Annotated in this window: 15 protein-coding genes and 4 tRNA genes; 14 read left to right on the forward strand and 5 right to left on the reverse strand. The window is 58.2% G+C overall.

Annotation, left to right across the window (positions count from 1 at the left end):
* Positions 1 to 2 precede the first annotated feature (2 nt).
* The 12 genes from rfbA (at position 3) to K5R89_RS20655 (ending at position 9,222) form a co-directional block, all read left to right on the forward strand.
* Positions 3 to 884 carry a glucose-1-phosphate thymidylyltransferase RfbA gene (gene rfbA, locus K5R89_RS20600; protein WP_023291555.1) on the forward strand — a complete coding sequence of 294 codons (882 nt, stop codon included), beginning with the start codon at positions 3 to 5 and terminating at the stop codon, positions 882 to 884.
* Positions 862 to 1,536, forward strand: a complete 675-nt coding sequence (rffC, locus tag K5R89_RS20605) for a dTDP-4-amino-4,6-dideoxy-D-galactose acyltransferase (RefSeq protein ID WP_023291556.1) — start codon at positions 862 to 864, stop codon at positions 1,534 to 1,536. Before rfbA ends, rffC begins: the two co-directional genes overlap by 23 nt.
* Positions 1,537 to 1,540: 4 nt before the next feature.
* Positions 1,541 to 2,671, forward strand: coding sequence for a dTDP-4-amino-4,6-dideoxygalactose transaminase (gene rffA / locus K5R89_RS20610; protein ID WP_117132124.1), 1,131 nt, complete (start codon positions 1,541 to 1,543; stop codon positions 2,669 to 2,671).
* Position 2,672: 1 nt separating this feature from the next.
* The gene (gene wzxE / locus K5R89_RS20615; RefSeq protein WP_032454508.1) at positions 2,673 to 3,923 is read left to right on the forward strand and encodes a lipid III flippase WzxE; all 1,251 of its coding nucleotides are present in this window, start codon (positions 2,673 to 2,675) and stop codon (positions 3,921 to 3,923) included.
* Entirely contained in the window at positions 3,920 to 4,996 is a 1,077-nt protein-coding gene (locus K5R89_RS20620; protein WP_101995824.1) for a TDP-N-acetylfucosamine:lipid II N-acetylfucosaminyltransferase, read from the forward strand. The genes wzxE and K5R89_RS20620 overlap by 4 nt, the downstream gene beginning before the upstream one ends.
* Entirely contained in the window at positions 4,993 to 6,339 is a 1,347-nt protein-coding gene (gene wzyE, locus K5R89_RS20625; RefSeq protein WP_032454510.1) for an ECA oligosaccharide polymerase, read from the forward strand. The genes K5R89_RS20620 and wzyE overlap by 4 nt, the downstream gene beginning before the upstream one ends.
* Before the next feature lie 11 nt (positions 6,340 to 6,350).
* A complete protein-coding gene (gene wecG, locus K5R89_RS20630) occupies positions 6,351 to 7,091 on the forward strand; it encodes a lipopolysaccharide N-acetylmannosaminouronosyltransferase (protein ID WP_023291561.1) in 741 nt (246 codons plus the stop codon).
* Between the two features lie 206 nt (positions 7,092 to 7,297).
* Complete coding sequence (locus K5R89_RS20635; RefSeq protein ID WP_087827006.1) at positions 7,298 to 8,683, forward strand: amino acid permease; 1,386 nt, start codon at positions 7,298 to 7,300, stop codon at positions 8,681 to 8,683.
* A 102-nt stretch (positions 8,684 to 8,785) separates the two neighbouring features.
* Positions 8,786 to 8,862 (forward strand) — tRNA-Arg (locus K5R89_RS20640).
* A gap of 55 nt (positions 8,863 to 8,917) precedes the next feature.
* A tRNA-His gene (locus K5R89_RS20645) sits at positions 8,918 to 8,993 on the forward strand.
* Between the two features lie 23 nt (positions 8,994 to 9,016).
* Positions 9,017 to 9,103 (forward strand) — tRNA-Leu (locus K5R89_RS20650).
* Positions 9,104 to 9,145: 42 nt separating this feature from the next.
* A tRNA-Pro gene (locus K5R89_RS20655) sits at positions 9,146 to 9,222 on the forward strand.
* A gap of 462 nt (positions 9,223 to 9,684) precedes the next feature.
* On the opposite strand, the gene hemY is transcribed toward K5R89_RS20655, so the two are convergent.
* The 4 genes from hemY to hemC are packed head-to-tail and all read right to left on the reverse strand — an operon-like array spanning position 9,685 to position 13,766.
* A complete protein-coding gene (gene hemY / locus K5R89_RS20660) occupies positions 9,685 to 10,881 on the reverse strand; it encodes a protoheme IX biogenesis protein HemY (RefSeq protein ID WP_023291562.1) in 1,197 nt (398 codons plus the stop codon).
* Between the two features lie 3 nt (positions 10,882 to 10,884).
* Entirely contained in the window at positions 10,885 to 12,066 is a 1,182-nt protein-coding gene (gene hemX, locus K5R89_RS20665) for a uroporphyrinogen-III C-methyltransferase (protein ID WP_032454512.1), read from the reverse strand.
* A gap of 21 nt (positions 12,067 to 12,087) precedes the next feature.
* Positions 12,088 to 12,828 carry a uroporphyrinogen-III synthase gene (gene hemD, locus K5R89_RS20670; RefSeq protein WP_023291564.1) on the reverse strand — a complete coding sequence of 247 codons (741 nt, stop codon included), beginning with the start codon at positions 12,826 to 12,828 and terminating at the stop codon, positions 12,088 to 12,090.
* Positions 12,825 to 13,766 carry a hydroxymethylbilane synthase gene (hemC, locus tag K5R89_RS20675; protein ID WP_032454513.1) on the reverse strand — a complete coding sequence of 314 codons (942 nt, stop codon included), beginning with the start codon at positions 13,764 to 13,766 and terminating at the stop codon, positions 12,825 to 12,827. Before hemC ends, hemD begins: the two co-directional genes overlap by 4 nt.
* 358 nt (positions 13,767 to 14,124) lie before the next feature.
* Between hemC and cyaA the strand changes: the two genes are divergently transcribed.
* A complete protein-coding gene (gene cyaA, locus K5R89_RS20680; protein WP_002883383.1) occupies positions 14,125 to 16,677 on the forward strand; it encodes a class I adenylate cyclase in 2,553 nt (850 codons plus the stop codon).
* 148 nt (positions 16,678 to 16,825) lie between these two features.
* Here cyaA and cyaY read toward each other — a convergent pair whose 3' ends face one another.
* Positions 16,826 to 17,146 carry an iron donor protein CyaY gene (cyaY, locus tag K5R89_RS20685; RefSeq protein ID WP_004886799.1) on the reverse strand — a complete coding sequence of 107 codons (321 nt, stop codon included), beginning with the start codon at positions 17,144 to 17,146 and terminating at the stop codon, positions 16,826 to 16,828.
* Between the two features lie 138 nt (positions 17,147 to 17,284).
* Between cyaY and K5R89_RS20690 the strand changes: the two genes are divergently transcribed.
* Positions 17,285 to 17,488 carry a lipoprotein gene (locus K5R89_RS20690; protein ID WP_004886794.1) on the forward strand — a complete coding sequence of 68 codons (204 nt, stop codon included), beginning with the start codon at positions 17,285 to 17,287 and terminating at the stop codon, positions 17,486 to 17,488.
* The last annotated feature ends 3 nt before the right edge of the window (positions 17,489 to 17,491 follow it).

Below are 17,491 nucleotides of genomic sequence, written 5' to 3' on the forward strand. Positions count from 1 at the left end.
TGATGAAAGGTATTATTCTGGCGGGGGGTTCCGGAACGCGACTGCATCCCATCACCCGCGGCGTGTCGAAGCAGCTGTTGCCGATCTACGATAAGCCGATGATCTACTACCCGCTGTCGGTATTAATGCTGGCCGGGATCCGTGAGATCCTGATCATCACCACGCCGGACGATCTGCGCGATTTCCAGCGCCTGCTCGGCGATGGCTCAGAGTTTGGCATTGCGCTGCACTATGCCGTACAGCCGACGCCGGATGGTTTAGCCCAGGCGTTTATCATCGGCGAAGCCTTTCTTAACGGCGAACCGGCGTGCCTGGTGTTAGGCGACAACATCTTCTTCGGCCAGAGCTTCAGCCCCAAGCTGCGCAGCGTGGCTGCCCGCACGGAAGGGGCGACGATTTTTGGCTATCAGGTGATGGATCCTGAGCGCTTTGGCGTGGTGGAGTTTGATGACAACTTTCGCGCGCTGTCGCTGGAAGAGAAGCCGAAGCAGCCGAAGTCGAACTGGGCGGTCACCGGTCTCTATTTCTACGATGGCAAGGTGGCGGAGTACGCCAAACGGGTCAAGCCATCCGAGCGCGGCGAACTGGAAATCACCTCCATCAACCAGATGTACCTTGAAGATGGCGCATTGACCGTCGAACTGCTTGGACGCGGCTTTGCGTGGCTGGATACCGGCACCCACGATAGCCTGATCGAGGCCAGCATGTTCGTGCAGACCGTCGAGAAGCGTCAGGGCTTCAAAATCGCCTGTCTGGAAGAGATCGGCTGGCGCAACGGCTGGCTGGACGACGACGGCGTCAAACACGCGGCGAAGCGGTTGGAAAAAACCGGCTACGGCCAATATCTGCTGGATCTGCTCCGTGCCCGTCCGCGCCAGTATTGATCCCCTGGAGTGGGAGAACCGCTTCTTTGCCGTTAACAGCGCCGTCGTTCACTTTGACGAGCATGCGCCGCGGCTGACGCCTGAGGCGCTGGCGGGGTGGTCGCGAGTGCAGGCGAAGGTAGCCGCCAGCGACACCGTCCGGCTCGACGCGCTGCAGCAGCTGGGTTTTCAGCTGGTGGAAGGCGAGGTCGATCTGGCGCTACCGGTGGGCAACCCTGCGGATGCGGGCGCCGACGTCGCCGTGGAGGCGGATATTGCGCCACTGCGCGAGCAGGCGGCGCAGGCCTTTGCGATGAGCCGCTTTCGCGCGCCCTGGTATGCTGCCGACGCCAGCGGCCGCTTCTATGCCCAGTGGATTGAAAATGCGGTGCGCGGCACCTTCGATCATCAGTGCCTGATTTACCGCCATCCAGAGGGCGATATTCGCGCCTTTGTCTCTCTGCGCCAGCTCAATGCCACCGAGGCGCGTATCGGCCTGCTGGCCGGACGCGGCGCCGGGGCGCAGCTGATGCAGGCGGCGCGGTACTGGGCCGCTTCGCGCGGACTTTCTACACTGCGGGTGGCGACCCAGATGGGCAACACCGCCGCGCTTAAACGTTATATTCTCAGCGGTGCTAATGTGGAAAGCACCGCCTACTGGCTATACAGGTGACCCCATGATCCCATTTAACGCGCCGCCGGTGGTTGGAACCGAGCTTGATTACATGCAGTCTGCGATGAACAGCGGCAAGCTGTGCGGCGACGGCGGCTTTACGCGCCGCTGCCAGCAGTGGATGGAGCAGCGTTTTGGCACGGCAAAAGCCCTGCTAACCCCTTCCTGCACGGCTTCGCTGGAGATGGCTGCGCTGCTGCTGGATATCCAGCCGGGCGACGAAGTGATTATGCCCAGCTATACCTTTGTCTCCACCGCCAATGCCTTTGTGCTGCGCGGGGCGAAAATCGTCTTCGTCGATATCCGTCGCGATACGATGAATATCGATGAAACGTTAATCGAAGCCGCTATCACCGATAAAACCCGGGCGATCGTCCCGGTGCACTATGCCGGCGTAGCCTGCGAGATGGATATCATCATGGCCATCGCCGACAAGTACAACCTGTTCGTGGTGGAAGACGCCGCGCAGGGGGTGATGTCCACCTACAAGGGGCGCGCGCTGGGCACCATCGGCCATATCGGCTGCTTCAGCTTCCATGAAACTAAAAACTACACCGCCGGCGGTGAGGGCGGGGCGACGCTGATCAACGATCGCACGCTGGTGGAACGTGCGGAGATCATTCGCGAAAAAGGCACCAACCGCAGCCAGTTCTTTCGTGGCCTGGTGGATAAATATACCTGGCGGGACATTGGCTCCAGCTATCTGATGTCCGACCTGCAGGCCGCCTATCTGTGGGCGCAGCTGGAAGCGGCGGAGCGCATCAACCAGCAGCGTCTGGCGCTGTGGCAGAATTACTATGACGCGCTGCTGCCGCTGGCCCGCGCGGGACGTATCGAACTGCCGACGGTCCCGGCTGACTGCGGGCAAAACGCGCACATGTTCTACATTAAGCTGCGCGATATCGAGGATCGCAGCAGGCTTATCGCCTGGCTGAAAGAGGCGGAGATCCTCGCGGTATTCCATTACATTCCCCTGCACAGCTGTCCGGCAGGCGAACACTTCGGCGAATTCCACGGTGAAGACCGCTATACCACCCAGGAGAGCGAGCGCCTGGTGCGCCTGCCGCTGTTTTACAATCTGTCTGTGGTGAACCAGCGGACGGTGATTAACTCGCTGCTGAGCTACTTCTCCTGATATGTCGTTAGCAAAAGCCTCATTGTGGACGGCGGCCTCGACGCTGGTCAAAATCGGCGCCGGGCTGTTGGTCGTCAAGCTGCTGGCCGTCTCGTTTGGGCCCGCGGGCGTTGGCCAGGCCGGTAACTTCCGGCAACTGGTCACCGTGCTCGGCGTGCTGGCCGGGGCCGGGATATTTAACGGCGTCACGAAGCTGGTGGCTCAGCATCACGACGATCCCCCGCGCCTGAAGCAGGTGGTGGGCACCTCGTCGGCGATGGTGCTTGGCTTTTCCACGCTGCTGGCGCTGGTGTTTTTACTGGCGGCGGCGCCGATAAGCCAGGGGCTGTTCGGTCATACTCATTATCAGAATCTGGTACGGCTGGTGGCGCTGGTGCAGATGGGGATCGCCTGGGCGAACTTCCTGCTGGCGCTGATGAAAGGCTTTCGCGATGCGGCGGGAAACGCCTTCTCGCTGATTGCCGGCAGCCTGATTGGCGTGGCGGCCTATTATGCCTGTTACTACTTCGGTGGTTACCAGGGGGCGCTGCTGGGGCTGGCGTTAGTGCCGGCGCTGGTGGTGATCCCGGCGGGCATCATGCTCTGGCGGCGGGGTAATATTCCGCTGAGCGCCCTGCGTCCGCGCTGGGATAACGGTCTGGCGGGACAGCTATCGAAATTTACCCTGATGGCGCTGATAACCTCAGTGACCCTGCCGGTGGCTTATGTGATGATGCGTAATCTGCTGGCGGCGCATTATGGCTGGGAGGCGGTCGGTATCTGGCAGGGGGTGAGCAGTATCTCCGATGCCTATCTGCAGTTTATTACCGCCTCGTTCAGCGTCTATCTCTTGCCGACGCTGTCGCGGCTGAGCGCCAAAACGGATATCACCCGCGAGATAGTCAAGTCGCTGAAATTCGTCCTGCCGGCAGTGGCGGCGGCGAGCCTGACGGTCTGGCTGCTGCGCGATTTTGCCATCTGGCTGCTGTTTTCCGATCGCTTTACCGCGATGCGTGACCTGTTCGCCTGGCAGCTGGTGGGCGACGTTTTAAAAGTAGGCGCCTACGTCTATGGCTATCTGGTGATCGCTAAAGCGTCGCTGCGTTTTTATATTCTGACGGAAATCAGCCAGTTCACGCTGCTGACCGCATTCTCACACTGGCTTATACCGGCGCACGGCGCGGTTGGCGCGGCGCAGGCGTATATGGCCACTTATATTGTTTATTTCGCCCTTTGTAGTGGCGTGTTTTTACTCTGGCGTAAACGGGCATGACAGCACTGATACATGTACTGGGATCGGATATCCCGCATCATAACCAGACCGTACTGCGGTTCTTTAACGACGAACTGGCCGCCGATCCGCAGGCCAGGAGATTTATGGTCGTCGGTGATGAGGCCAGCGTGCGTGATGGGTATCCGGCGCTGGACATCACCTGCTATCCGGGGAAGAAGTCGCTGGCGCAGGCGGTGATTGCGCAAGCCAAAGCCAACCGTCAGCAGCGCTTTTTCTTCCACGGCCAGTTCAATACCGGCCTGTGGCTGGCGCTGTTGAGCGGCGGTATCCGCCCATCGCAGTTTAACTGGCATATCTGGGGGGCGGATCTGTATGAAAATGCGACCAGCCTGAAGTTCCGCCTGTTCTATCCGCTGCGCCGCCTGGCGCAGGGGCGGGTAGGGCGCGTTTTCGCCACCCGCGGCGATCTTAGCTGGTTCGCTAACCGCCATCCGCGTGTTCCGGGCGAACTGCTCTACTTCCCGACCCGTATGGATCCGGCGCTGAATACTCTGGCAGAAAACGCGCCGCGCGGCGACACGCTGACCATTCTGGTGGGCAACTCCGGGGATCGCAGCAATGAACATATTGCCGCGCTGAAGGTTATCCATCAGCAGTTTGGCGATACGGTAAACGTCATCGTGCCGATGGGCTATCCGGCGAATAACGAGGCCTATATCAATGAGGTTCGTGAGGCGGGGGCGGCGCTGTTTAGTCGCGAGCATCTGCAGATCCTCAGCGAGAAGCTTGAGTTTCATGATTATCTGGCGCTGCTGCGCCGCTGCGATCTGGGCTATTTCCTGTTTGCGCGTCAGCAGGGGATCGGCACCCTGTGCCTGTTGATTCAGGCGGGCATTCCCTGCGTGCTCAACCGCGAAAACCCGTTCTGGCAGGATATGACCGAGCAGCATGTGCCGGTGCTGTTCACCAGCGATGCGCTGGACGTCAGCGTGGTGCGCGAAGCGCAGCGCCAGCTGGCGAGCGTGGATAAGTCGGGTATCGCTTTCTTCCGGCCGAACTATCTGACGGGCTGGCAGCGGGCGCTACGGTTAGCGGCGGAGGGGCAGGCATGACGTTAATGCAATTTAGCGGGCTGCTGGTGGTCTGGCTGCTGTCGACGCTGTTTATCGCCACCGCCACCTGGTTTGAGTTCCGTCGGGTACGCTTCAACTTCAACGTCTTTTTCTCGTTGCTGTTTCTGCTGACCTTTTTCTTCGGCTTCCCGCTGACCAGTATTCTGGTGTTCCGCTTTGACGTCAGCGTGGCGCCGCCGGAGATTTTGCTGCAGACGCTGCTGATCGCGGTGTGCTTCTACGCGATTTACTACGTGACCTATAAAACGCGGCTGCGTCCGGCATCGCGTGAGGTTACGCGTCGGCCGCTGTTTACCATGAACCGGGTGGAAACCCATCTGGCGTGGGGCATACTGATGGGGCTGGCGCTGCTGTGCGTCGGCATCTTCTTCGCCCACAATGGTTTCCTGCTGTTTAAGCTCAACTCCTACAGCCAGATTTTCTCTGCTGAAGTCTCCGGCGTGGCGTTGAAGCGCTTCTTCTACTTCTTTATCCCGGCGATGCTGGTGGTCTATTTCCTGCGCCAGGATTATAAGGCGTGGATTTTCTTCCTCGTCAGCACCGTGGCCTTTGGTCTGCTGACCTACGCTATCGTCGGCGGGACTCGCGCCAATATCATCATCGCCTTCGCCATCTTCCTGTTTATCGGCATTATTCGCGGCTGGATCAGCTTGTGGATGCTGGCTGCGGCGGGCGTGCTGGGCATCGTCGGCATGTTCTGGCTGGCGCTGAAGCGCTACGGGATGAACGTCAGCGGCGACGAAGCGTTTTATACCTTCCTCTATCTCACACGCGATACCTTCTCGCCGTGGGAGAACCTGGCGCTGCTGCTGCAAAACTATGACAAGATAGATTTCCAGGGGCTGGCGCCGATGATCCGCGACTTCTACGTCTTTATCCCCAGCTGGATGTGGCACGGGCGTCCGACGATGGTGCTCAATACCGCCAACTACTTCACCTGGGAAGTGTTAAACAACCATTCGGGGCTGGCGATTTCGCCGACGCTGATTGGCTCGCTGGTGGTGATGGGCGGCGTCTGGTTTGTGCCGCTGGGCGCTGTGGCGGTCGGGTTGATTATTAAATGGTTCGACTGGCTGTATGAGCTCGGCAACCGGGAGAGCAATCGCTATAAAGCGGCAATCCTGCATAGTTTCTGTTTCGGCGCTATCTTCAACATGATAGTGCTGGCGCGCGAGGGGCTGGATTCGTTCGGCTCCCGCGTGGTGTTTTTCCTCGTGATCTTTGGTATCTGCTTGCTGGCGGCGAAACTGCTGTACTGGTTCCTGGATAGCGTGGGACTGATTCATAAGCGCGTAAAACCGCTTTCGCAACCGCAAGTCTGAGAAGGATGGACATGACTGGGACCATTTCCGCGCCGTTGTACCTGTTAAGAGGGCTGCAGCTCATAGGCTGGCGCGATATGCAGCACGCTCTGGATTATTTGTATGCCGACGGCGTTCTCCGGGAGGGGACGCTGGTGGCGATTAATGCCGAGAAAATGCTGGCCGTAGAGGATAACCCCGAGGTGCGGGCGCTGATTGAGGCGGCGGAGTTTAAATATGCGGATGGCATCAGCGTGGTACGTTCGCTGCGTAAAAAATATCCGCAGGCCCAGGTGTCCCGCGTGGCGGGAGCCGATCTCTGGGAAGCGTTAATGCAGCGCGCCGGCGCTGAAGGCACTCCGGTGTTTTTGGTCGGCGGTAAACCTGAAGTCCTGGCGCAGACGGCGTCCAGCCTGCGCCAGCGCTGGCAGGTGAATATCGTCGGCAGCCAGGACGGCTATTTTGCGCCTGAGCAACGGCAGGCATTGTTCGAACGCATTCGCGACAGCGGGGCGAAAATCGTCACCGTCGCCATGGGGTCCCCGCGTCAGGAGATCTTTATGCGCGACTGTCGGCGCCTGTACCCGCACGCGCTGTATATGGGCGTCGGCGGCACTTACGATGTTTTCACCGGGCACGTTCATCGGGCGCCGAAGTTCTGGCAGGATCTGGGGCTGGAGTGGTTTTACCGCCTGGTTTCCCAGCCGAGCCGGATTAAAAGGCAGGCCCGGCTGCTACGATATTTACGTTGGCATTACACCAATAAACTCTAATATTCCTCTGCATTCTGGCGAGTTTGTGTCCATTTTCTGTTTAATGTCTTTACTCGCCTGATACTTTATTTGCCATTTCCATAAAATTCATTAACCATTCGCAGGCTTCATACGCGCGGGGGGAGACCTGCGCGTCGGCAAGGCTATGAGTTCAGTTAATAACAATAACCGGGAGTACCCGGAATACGGCAAACACAAGAGGATATATGACTGAGAAAAAAGCGGAGCTCCAGCGTGGACTGGAGGCCCGGCATATTGAACTGATCGCCCTTGGGGGGACGATTGGCGTGGGGTTGTTTATGGGGGCGGCCAGTACCCTGAAGTGGGCTGGGCCTTCCGTGCTGCTGGCGTACATTATCGCTGGCCTGTTCGTCTTTTTCATTATGCGCTCAATGGGCGAAATGCTGTTCCTTGAGCCCGTCACCGGCTCCTTCGCGGTGTATGCGCATCGCTATATGAGCCCCTTCTTCGGCTACCTGACCGCCTGGTCGTACTGGTTTATGTGGATGGCGGTGGGCATCTCTGAGATTACCGCCATCGGCGTCTATGTGCAGTTCTGGTTCCCGGAGATGGCGCAGTGGATCCCGGCGTTAATTGCCGTGGGGCTGGTGGCGCTGGCTAACCTCGCGGCGGTCCGGCTGTACGGTGAAATCGAGTTCTGGTTCGCCATGATTAAAGTGACCACCATTATCGTGATGATCGTCGTGGGCCTGGGCGTTATTTTCTTCGGCTTTGGCAACGGCGGCCACTCCATCGGTTTTGGCAACCTGACCGAACATGGCGGCTTCTTTGCCGGCGGCTGGAAGGGCTTCCTGACGGCGCTGTGTATCGTGGTCGCGTCCTATCAGGGCGTGGAGCTCATCGGCATTACCGCTGGTGAAGCGAAAAATCCGCAGGTCACACTGCGCAGCGCGGTGGGCAAAGTGCTGTGGCGGATCCTGATTTTCTACGTCGGCGCGATTTTCGTTATCGTCACCATCTTCCCATGGGATCAAATCGGCTCCAACGGCAGCCCGTTCGTACTGACGTTTGCCAAAATCGGTATTACCGCCGCGGCGGGGATTATCAACTTTGTGGTGCTGACGGCGGCGCTTTCCGGCTGCAACAGCGGGATGTACAGCTGCGGACGTATGCTGTACGCCCTGGCGAAGAACCGTCAGCTGCCGGCGGCGATCGGTAAGGTATCGCGCAACGGCGTTCCGGCCGTCGGCGTGGCGCTGTCTATTCTGATCCTGCTGGTAGGCTCCTGCCTGAATTACATCATTCCTAATCCGCAACGGGTGTTTGTCTATGTCTATAGCGCCAGCGTCCTGCCGGGGATGGTGCCCTGGTTTGTGATCCTGATTAGTCAGCTGCGTTTCCGTCGCGTACATCGGACAGCGATAGCCAGCCATCCGTTCCGTTCGCTGCTGTTTCCGTGGGCCAACTATTTCACCATGGCTTTCCTGATCTGCGTGCTGATCGGGATGGGGCTGAATGATGAAACCCGGATGTCGCTCTTTGTCGGCATTATTTTCCTTGCTGCCGTTACCCTGATTTATAAGGTGTTTGGCCTTGGAAGGCAGGGGCAAGTCAATAATACGGCTGAATAAGCGCCAAAACGAACAAAGCATGAGCAAACGATAATTTTCTTTTAAAAGGCACTAGACAGCGGGGGAGGAAGTCCGTATTATCCGACCCCGCAACGGCGCTAAGCGCCCGTAGCTCAGCTGGATAGAGCGCTGCCCTCCGGAGGCAGAGGTCTCAGGTTCGAATCCTGTCGGGCGCACCATTAACCCGGTGCTGGAGCTGCGGTGGTTTTAATACCGCGTAAAAGGTTTGCAGTGGTGGCTATAGCTCAGTTGGTAGAGCCCTGGATTGTGATTCCAGTTGTCGTGGGTTCGAATCCCATTAGCCACCCCATTATTTGATAGAGTTGTGAATTTGCGAAGGTGGCGGAATTGGTAGACGCGCTAGCTTCAGGTGTTAGTGTTCTTACGGACGTGGGGGTTCAAGTCCCCCCCCTCGCACCACGACTTTAACGAATTGAACTAAAAATTCAAAAAGCAGTATTTCGGCGAGTAGCGCAGCTTGGTAGCGCAACTGGTTTGGGACCAGTGGGTCGGAGGTTCGAATCCTCTCTCGCCGACCAATTTTGAACCCCGCTTCGGCGGGGTTTTTTGTTTTCTGTGACTTCCTGCCATGACTTATTTCCCTGATCTTGCTGATAAAAAATCTTCTCTTTGCTTAAGAATACGCGTCAGGAAAACTCTCAATTCATCACTGTGGTAGATGCAATTTCCCTGGATCCTGTGCGATAATAATCGGGTAGATGCTCATTCCATCTCTTATGTTCGCCTTTGTGCCTCATAAACTCCGGAATGATGCAGAGCCGTTCTTACGGTGCTTATCGTCCACTGACAGATGTCGCATTTATGCCTCATCAAACACCATGGACATTACGTTGAGTGAAGCACCCAATTTGTTGTCAAACAGACCTGTTTTAACGCCTGCCCTGATTTCAGCGCAGGCGTTTTTTTCTTTCAGGGGGAGCGTCAACGGGAAGGCGGGGGAGAAGGGCTATCGCCCCGCAGGAGGCGACAGCCAGGTAAGGTTATTGCTGAGGGTTATTCTGCAGCGTCAGCAGCAGACCATCGCGGCGCATGGTGGCCGCTTCCTCCGGTTGATGGAGGCGATCCAGAGCATCCGCCAGCCAGGCGTAATCAAAGGCATCCGGACGCTGCTTAAGCGCGGCGCGGAAGGCGATGCTGGCCTCCTGCCATTCGCCGTGCCGCATCAGCGACTGGCCCAGGGTGCTCCACAGCAGCGGACGATCGCCAACGGCTTTGATCTGCTGGCGCAGTACTTTCTCCAGCTGTTCCGGGTTATTGGTCTTCAGGCGCGGGATCGGCATCACCAGACGGTCGTCATACTGTTTCTTCAGACCATCAATAATAATTTGCTGCGCGGTATCGTGATCGTCGCTCTCGATGAGGCGCTCGGCCATCGCCACCTGCAGCGGCACCAGCGCCCGCGTTTTACGGCTCTGGTTGCGCCACCATTCGCGCAGCCCCTCGCTGCCGCCGTCGGCCAGCGCTTTGTCCATCAGGCCAACCCATGCCAGCTGTTCCAGCGCGGCGCGGTGCTCTTCATCGCCGACGTTAGCTTTCGCCATCGACGGAATGATATCCAGCAGCGACTGCCAGGCGCCGGTACGGGTATAAGCCTGTTCGGCGAGGCGCAGCACTTCCGGATGACGCGGGGTGATTTCCAGTAGCTTATCGATGCCATGGCGCGCGGCGTGATTTTCATTGCGCGCCAGCTGCAGGCGAACGCGGGTGATTTCCACCGGGATCAGGTCATCGCCCGCCAGGTCGGTGGCGCGCTCCAGATGCTGGTTAGCCCGCGCTTCATCGCCGCGCTGCTGGGCCGCTTCCGCCGCCAGCAGATAGTTCACCACCGGCTGTTCGGCGTGATCGGCGTTTTTCGCCATCAGCTTCTCAACCTGCTGGTAATCACCTTCGGCCAGCTTAAGCAGCGCCTGCTCGGTTTGCTTACGCGCGCGACGGCGTTTACGGCCGACAAACCAGCCGCGCGTATGCGCCCCGGTCCGGAAAATACGGCGCAGCAGCCATTCAATGGCGAACAGCACCACCATGGCGAGGATCAGGATGATCACCAGCCCGGTCACGCTGGTCTCGATATTGTAATTATCGGTCTGGATCAGGACGTAGCCCTGATGCCCGGCGATCATCGGGCCAAGCACGATCCCGGCGATCAACAGTGCGAAGAGTAAAAGAATTTTCAGCATGCGTTACTCTCCTTGCGGCGCAGCGGGGGCGGCCGGTGCTGCAGGTGCAGGCGAGGGCGCGCCGCCTGCGGAAACGGCAGGCTGCGCCATCAGATTACGCACCCGGGTCTGCATCAGTTTTTCCAGCAACGCCTGGCTCTGCAGCGTTTCCGGTACCGTCATGGTAATGCTTTGCTGACTGAGCTTATCCACCTCTTCAAGGAAGGCTTTAGTGGTGGCGTCATCGGTATCGTAATAGGCGCGTACCCAAGTCGAGACGTTATCCAGCGACTGTTTCCAGGTCTCTTCCTGATGGCGCGGCACTGCCTGCGCGGCGACCAGCAGGCGAGAGCGAATATTTTCCCGCAGATAGATATCCTGATTCGGCGCCAGCAGCGGGACCGCCGTTTCATCGCGGCGGCGCACGGTGATAAAACTGTCCATAAAATTCTGCCAGCTTTTCTGCAGATTGACGCGCCATTCGCTGATGGAGCTGGAGAGCTCATCGCTATCAGAATCCATCGGCGAATCGTCATCGTTATTATCCGCCAGCCGCAGGTTATCGATTTGGTTCGCCAGCTGATTAACCTTGAGGATCATGCCGTCGTAGTCGACCTGGTTCACCGCGGAGAGGGTGGCGATATCGTCGGTGATCGCCCGGCGGGCGCCGATCAGGCTTGGGTCATTCATGTCGGCGAGGCTGGCGTCGGCGCTTTTCAGCAGCGCGGCGGCGGTGGTGACATCCTGATCGCTCCACAGCTTACGTCCCGCCAGCTTGACGAGGAAGTCGGCCTGGGCCAGCAGCCAGGTTTTGGCGTCGCTACCGGAGATGATCGCCACTTTTTGCTGGACTTCGTCCAGCTGTTTGGCCAGCGTCTCCTGCTGATGTTTGGCTTCGTTTAGCTGCTCGGCCTGCTGTTTGATAATGCCTTCCAGTTCGCTTTTTTGGCTCTCCTGCGCTTTTTGCAGCGCTGCGACCTGGCTTGATAATTCAGAGGTGGTTTCGTTTTGACGCGAGGCCTGCTGTTTGTTCAGGCCATACAGGCCGATACCGGCGGCTATCGCAATGGCGATAGCGATCGCGCTGAGCGCCAGGCTGGTTTTGTTGCCAGCCTTCTTCTTATCAGTGTTCTCTGGCTGTGGTGTGGTCTCCACGGCCTCCCTGGTCTCTTCAACCACGGCGGATTGATTTTGTTGTTCCGTCATTATGGCTTCCAATGTTGAGAGTTATTGTAATGCGCGTAGCAGCGCATCGTTGTCGGCGCTATCGGCAACCTGAATCTCCTGCCAGCCCAGCTCCCGGGCCTGAAGGGCCAGACGTTCGCTGACAACGACAACGCGGCAGTGCAGGAGCCACCGTTCGCGATACCATTGCGGTATTAACGACCATAGCTGCTGCAGCATCTCGCCGCTGGTGACCACCAGCGTGGTGACCCCGCGAGATTGCCAGCGCATCGCTTCTTCTGCGCCATCGTAATGCTTTGCACTACGTTGATAACATTCACAAAATGTGACCCTGGCGCCGCGCTCGGTCAGCGTCGCGCCTAAGAGTTCCCGCCCACCATTGCCGCGTAAGATCAGCGCATTCTTCCCGGCAATGTTTTGTAATTCAGGTAATTGTAGCAAGACTTCGCTAATTTCCCGATCTAACGGGTAATGGATGTGCTGCCCGCTGACCGTATGCAGGGCCAGCGCCGTCGTGCGGCCAATGGCAAAATAACGCGGGGAAGTGGGCCAGGGCATACCCTGTTGCTGCAGACGGGCATGGGCGAACTCCACCGCATGCTGGGACAGCGCGAACAGCAGATCGTCAGGCCCCAGGCGGGCAAGCGCGTCGCCCAGCGCGGGAAGCTCCCGGCCGGGCGTAAATTCTATCAGCGGAAAGCTCCAGGCCACGCGTCCCATGGCCCGCAGACGGCTGACCAGCGCTTCTCCTTGCGGTAGTGGACGAGTGACCAGGATGCTCATCGTGGGGCTTCTCCATCATAAACTGCCGCGAGAATATCGCGGGCGCCGTTATCCAGGAGCTCTTCCGCCAGCGAGATGCCAAGCGCTTCGGCCTGCTCTGCTGGCCCGCGCCGTTCGCCGCGTACCATCTGCGAACCATCCGGGGCGCCAACCAGCGCCCGCAGCCACAATTCACCGTCTTTCAGTTCCGCATAGCTACCAATCGGCACCTGACAGCCGCCTTCGAGACGCGTGTTCATCGCCCGCTCGGCGCGAACGCGCACTGCCGTTTCCGTATGGTTGAGAGGCGCTAACAGCCCCTGGGTCCATGCATCGTCGAGACGACATTCGATGCCCACCGCGCCCTGGCCGACCGCCGGCAGAGATTGTTCAGGCGACAGCGGCTGGCGAATTCGCGCCTCGAGCTGCAGGCGCTTCAGGCCGGCGGCGGCGAGGATGATGGCGTCATACTCGCCGTTATCCAGCTTACTCAGTCGGGTACCGACGTTACCGCGCAGAGAGCGGATCACCAGATCCGGACGGGTGGCGGCCAGCTGGCACTGACGGCGTAAACTTGACGTGCCAACGACGCTGCCGGCCGGGAGTTCATCAATCGAGGCATAGCGATTGGAGACAAACGCGTCGCGCGGATCGTCGCGCTCGCAGATAGTCACCAGCCCCAGCCCCTCCGGGAATTCCACCGGCACATCTTTCATCGAATGAACGGCGATATCGGCGCGCCCTTCGAGCATGGCAAGCTCTAACTCTTTCACAAATAGGCCCTTGCCACCCACCTTTGCCAGGGGAGTATCAAGGATGACATCCCCGCGAGTGACCATCGGCACCAGCTCGACCTTCAGTCCGGGATGCGCTTGTTCCAGGCGCGCTTTAACATATTGCGCCTGCCATAGCGCAAGCGGGCTTTGCCGTGTGGCAATTTTCAAAACTTTGTCTAACATGCTTGTTACCGTCATTGTCGACCACTAACCATCCTAACATTGTTGTCTTACGGATGTTAGTTTTCACGGTTTATGTGGGAGATAGCTCCGGCCCACTCTTTTTTAACCTTTCATGCGCGTGGGCGGTTGCCGGAGGCGTAGTGAGGAATTTACAGGTAATAAACGGTGCTACACTTGTATGTAGCGCATCTTTCTTTACGGTCAATGAGCAAGGTGTTAAATTGATCACGTTTTAAACCATTTGTCTGTCCGCTGCTCTTCACAACCACACCGACGACGAATGGTGACGGTTTTTGTTGAAATACTGAAATCCTCCGTACTATTGTACCTCGGGTTTTTGAACATCAGGCGATATGTCTTGTACCTCTATATTGAGACACTGAAACAGAGACTGGATGCCATCAACCAACTGCGTGTGGATCGCGCGCTTGCTGCCATGGGACCCGCTTTCCAGCAGGTTTACAGTCTACTGCCAACGTTATTACATTATCATCACCCGCTGATGCCGGGTTACCTTGACGGTAACGTTCCCCGTGGCATTTGCCTCTACACGCCTGATGAAACCCAACGCCACTATCTTGAAGAACTGGAACTGCATCGCGGCATGCAGACCCAGGAGCCGCCGAAAGGCGAGCTGCCGATCACCGGCGTCTACTCGATGGGCAGTACCTCCTCCGTCGGCCAGAGCTGTTCTTCCGATCTGGATATCTGGGTATGTCACCAGGCCTGGCTGGATAGCGAAGAGCGCCAGCTGCTGCAGCGAAAATGCAGCCTGCTTGAGAGCTGGGCGGCCTCGCTCGGTGTGGAAGTCAGCTTCTTCCTGATCGACGAAAACCGTTTCCGCCATAACGAAAGCGGCAGCCTCGGCGGCGAAGACTGCGGTTCGACCCAGCATATTTTACTGCTCGATGAGTTCTACCGCACCGCGGTCCGTCTCGCCGGCAAGCGTATTCTGTGGAATATGGTGCCGTGCGATGAAGAAGAGCATTACGACGATTACGTCATGGGGCTGTATGCCCAGGGCGTGCTGACGCCAAACGAGTGGCTCGATCTCGGCGGCCTCAGTTCGCTGTCGGCGGAAGAGTACTTCGGCGCCAGCCTGTGGCAGCTGTATAAGAGTATCGACTCCCCCTATAAAGCGGTGCTGAAAACGCTGCTGCTGGAAGCCTATTCCTGGGAATACCCCAATAACCGCCTGCTGGCGAAAGATATCAAACAGCGCCTGCACGATGGCGAGATCGTCTCCTTCGGCCTCGACCCGTACTGCATGATGCTGGAGCGCGTCACCACCTACCTGCAGGCCATCGAAGATGAAACCCGTCTCGACCTGGTGCGCCGCTGCTTCTATCTGAAAGTGTGTGAAAAACTCAGCCGCGAACGCGCCTGCGTTGGCTGGCGTCGCGAAGTCGTCAGCCAGCTGGTCAACGCGTGGGGCTGGGATGAAAAGCGTCTGATGATGCTCGACAACCGCGCGAACTGGAAAATTGATGAAGTGCGCAAGGCGCACAACGAACTGCTCGATGCGATGATGCAGAGCTATCGTAATCTGATCCGCTTCGCGCGGCGCAATAACCTCAGCGTCTCCGCCAGTCCGCAGGATATTGGCGTGCTGACGCGTAAGCTGTATGCGGCTTTTGAAGCGCTGCCGGGCAAAGTGACGCTGGTGAACCCGCAAATATCGCCGGACCTGTCGGAACCGAATCTGACCTTTATCCACGTGCCGCCGGGTCGCGCCAACCGTACCGGTTGGTATCTGTACAACCGCGCGCCGGATATGGAATCGATCATCAGCCATCAGCCGCTGGAATATAACCGTTATCTTAATAAGCTGGTGGCCTGGGCCTGGTTTAACGGCCTGCTGACCTCACGCACCCGCCTGTTTATTAAGGGCAACGGCATCGTCGATCTGGCGAAGCTGCAGGAGATGGTGGCCGACGTGTCGCACCACTTCCCGCTGCGCCTGCCGGCGCCGACGCCAAAAGCGCTATACAGCCCATGCGAAATTCGCCACCTGGCGATTATCGTCAACCTCGAATATGACCCGACGGCGGCCTTCCGCAATCAGGTGGTGCACTTTGATTTCCGTAAGCTTGATGTTTTCAGCTTCGGCGAAGAGCAAAAATGCCTGATCGGCAGCGTCGACCTGCTGTATCGCAACTCGTGGAACGAAGTGCGTACCCTGCATTTCAACGGCGAGCAGGCGATGATCGAAGCGCTGAAAACGATCCTCGGTAAAATGCATCAGGACGCCGCGCCGCCGGACAGCGTGGAGGTGTTCTGCTATAGCCAGCACTTGCGCGGCCTGATCCGTACCCGCGTACAGCAGATGATCTCCGAGTGCATCGAACTGCGTCTCTCCAGTACCCGCCAGGATACCGGGCGCTTTAAAGCGCTGCGCGTCTCCGGCCAGACCTGGGGGCTGTTCTTCGAGCGTCTCAATGTTTCGGTGCAGAAGCTGGAAAACGCCATTGAATTCTACGGCGCTATCTCGCACAACAAGCTCCACGGCCTGTCGGTGCAGGTGGAAACCAATCACGTTAAGCTGCCGGCGGTGGTGGACGGCTTCGCCAGCGAAGGGATTATTCAGTTCTTCTTTGAAGACGCGGATAACAACGACAGCGGCTTTAACATCTATATTCTCGATGAGAGCAACCGCGCTGAGGTGTATCACCACTGCGAGGGCAGCAAAGAGGAGCTGGTGCGCGACGTCAGCCGCTTCTATTCGTCATCGCACGATCGTTTTACCTACGGCTCCAGCTTTATCAACTTCAACCTGCCGCAGTTCTATCAGATTGTCGAGGTGGATGGGCGCACCCAGGTGATCCCTTTCCGCACTCAGGCGATTGCCGCCGCGATACCCACCAGCCAGGACGTTACCGCCTCGCCGGTGCTGCAGCAGCGCTACTCGTAACGCTTATCGGGGCGCGCTTTCCCAGGGCGGATCAGGCGTCGCGGCTCCGTGCCTGCGTTCGTCGCCCGGCGGTACGGGCCTGGGGACTACCTGAGCCGTCGGGTAGCCCGGATAAGGCGCGATGCGCCGCCATCCGGGAAACACGTCATTAACGGAATCTCACCGTCTCACCGGCCTGCTGACTTGCCGCCTGCTCCAGCAGATCCCAGAAGGTCTCGCCGCTGCGATCGCAGATCCACTCGTCGCCTTTGAGATCGAAATGGTAGCCGCCCTGTTTGGTGGCCAGCCATACCTGGTGCAGCGGCTCCTGACGGTTAATAATGATTTTGCTGCCGTTTTCAAAGCTGATGGTCAGCACGCCGCCGTTGATTTCGCAGTCGATGTCGCTATCGCCGTCCCAGTCGTCCAGGCGTTCTTCGATGGTCATCCACAGGCTGTCGGCAAGGCGATGAAATTCACTGTCATTCATGATTCTGTCCCGCATTTTTGAGATTGGCGGCAGTATAGCGCGAAACAAAAGCGCGCGCAGTCAGATGCTAAAGGCTTGCTTTTACGCCTTCTCCTGCGATGATAGAAAGCAGAAAGAATGAATCACGGGCAACTATCAATGAAAAACGTTTTTCCTACGCTTGCCGTTTTGTTTGCGATCTTCAGCCTGACCGGCTGCGGTTTGAAAGGGCCTCTCTATTTCCCGCCGGCTGACAAAACTGCGCCGCCGCCGACCAAACCGGTTAACCCGGGCATTCAGAGCTCAACGCCGGATCGTAACGATCGTGGCGATACCGGTGGTCCGAGCCAGGTCAATTACTAACGA

It is taken from the genome of Klebsiella sp. TF21-TM (assembly GCF_019753495.1).
GTDB lineage: Bacteria > Pseudomonadota > Gammaproteobacteria > Enterobacterales > Enterobacteriaceae > Klebsiella > Klebsiella quasipneumoniae.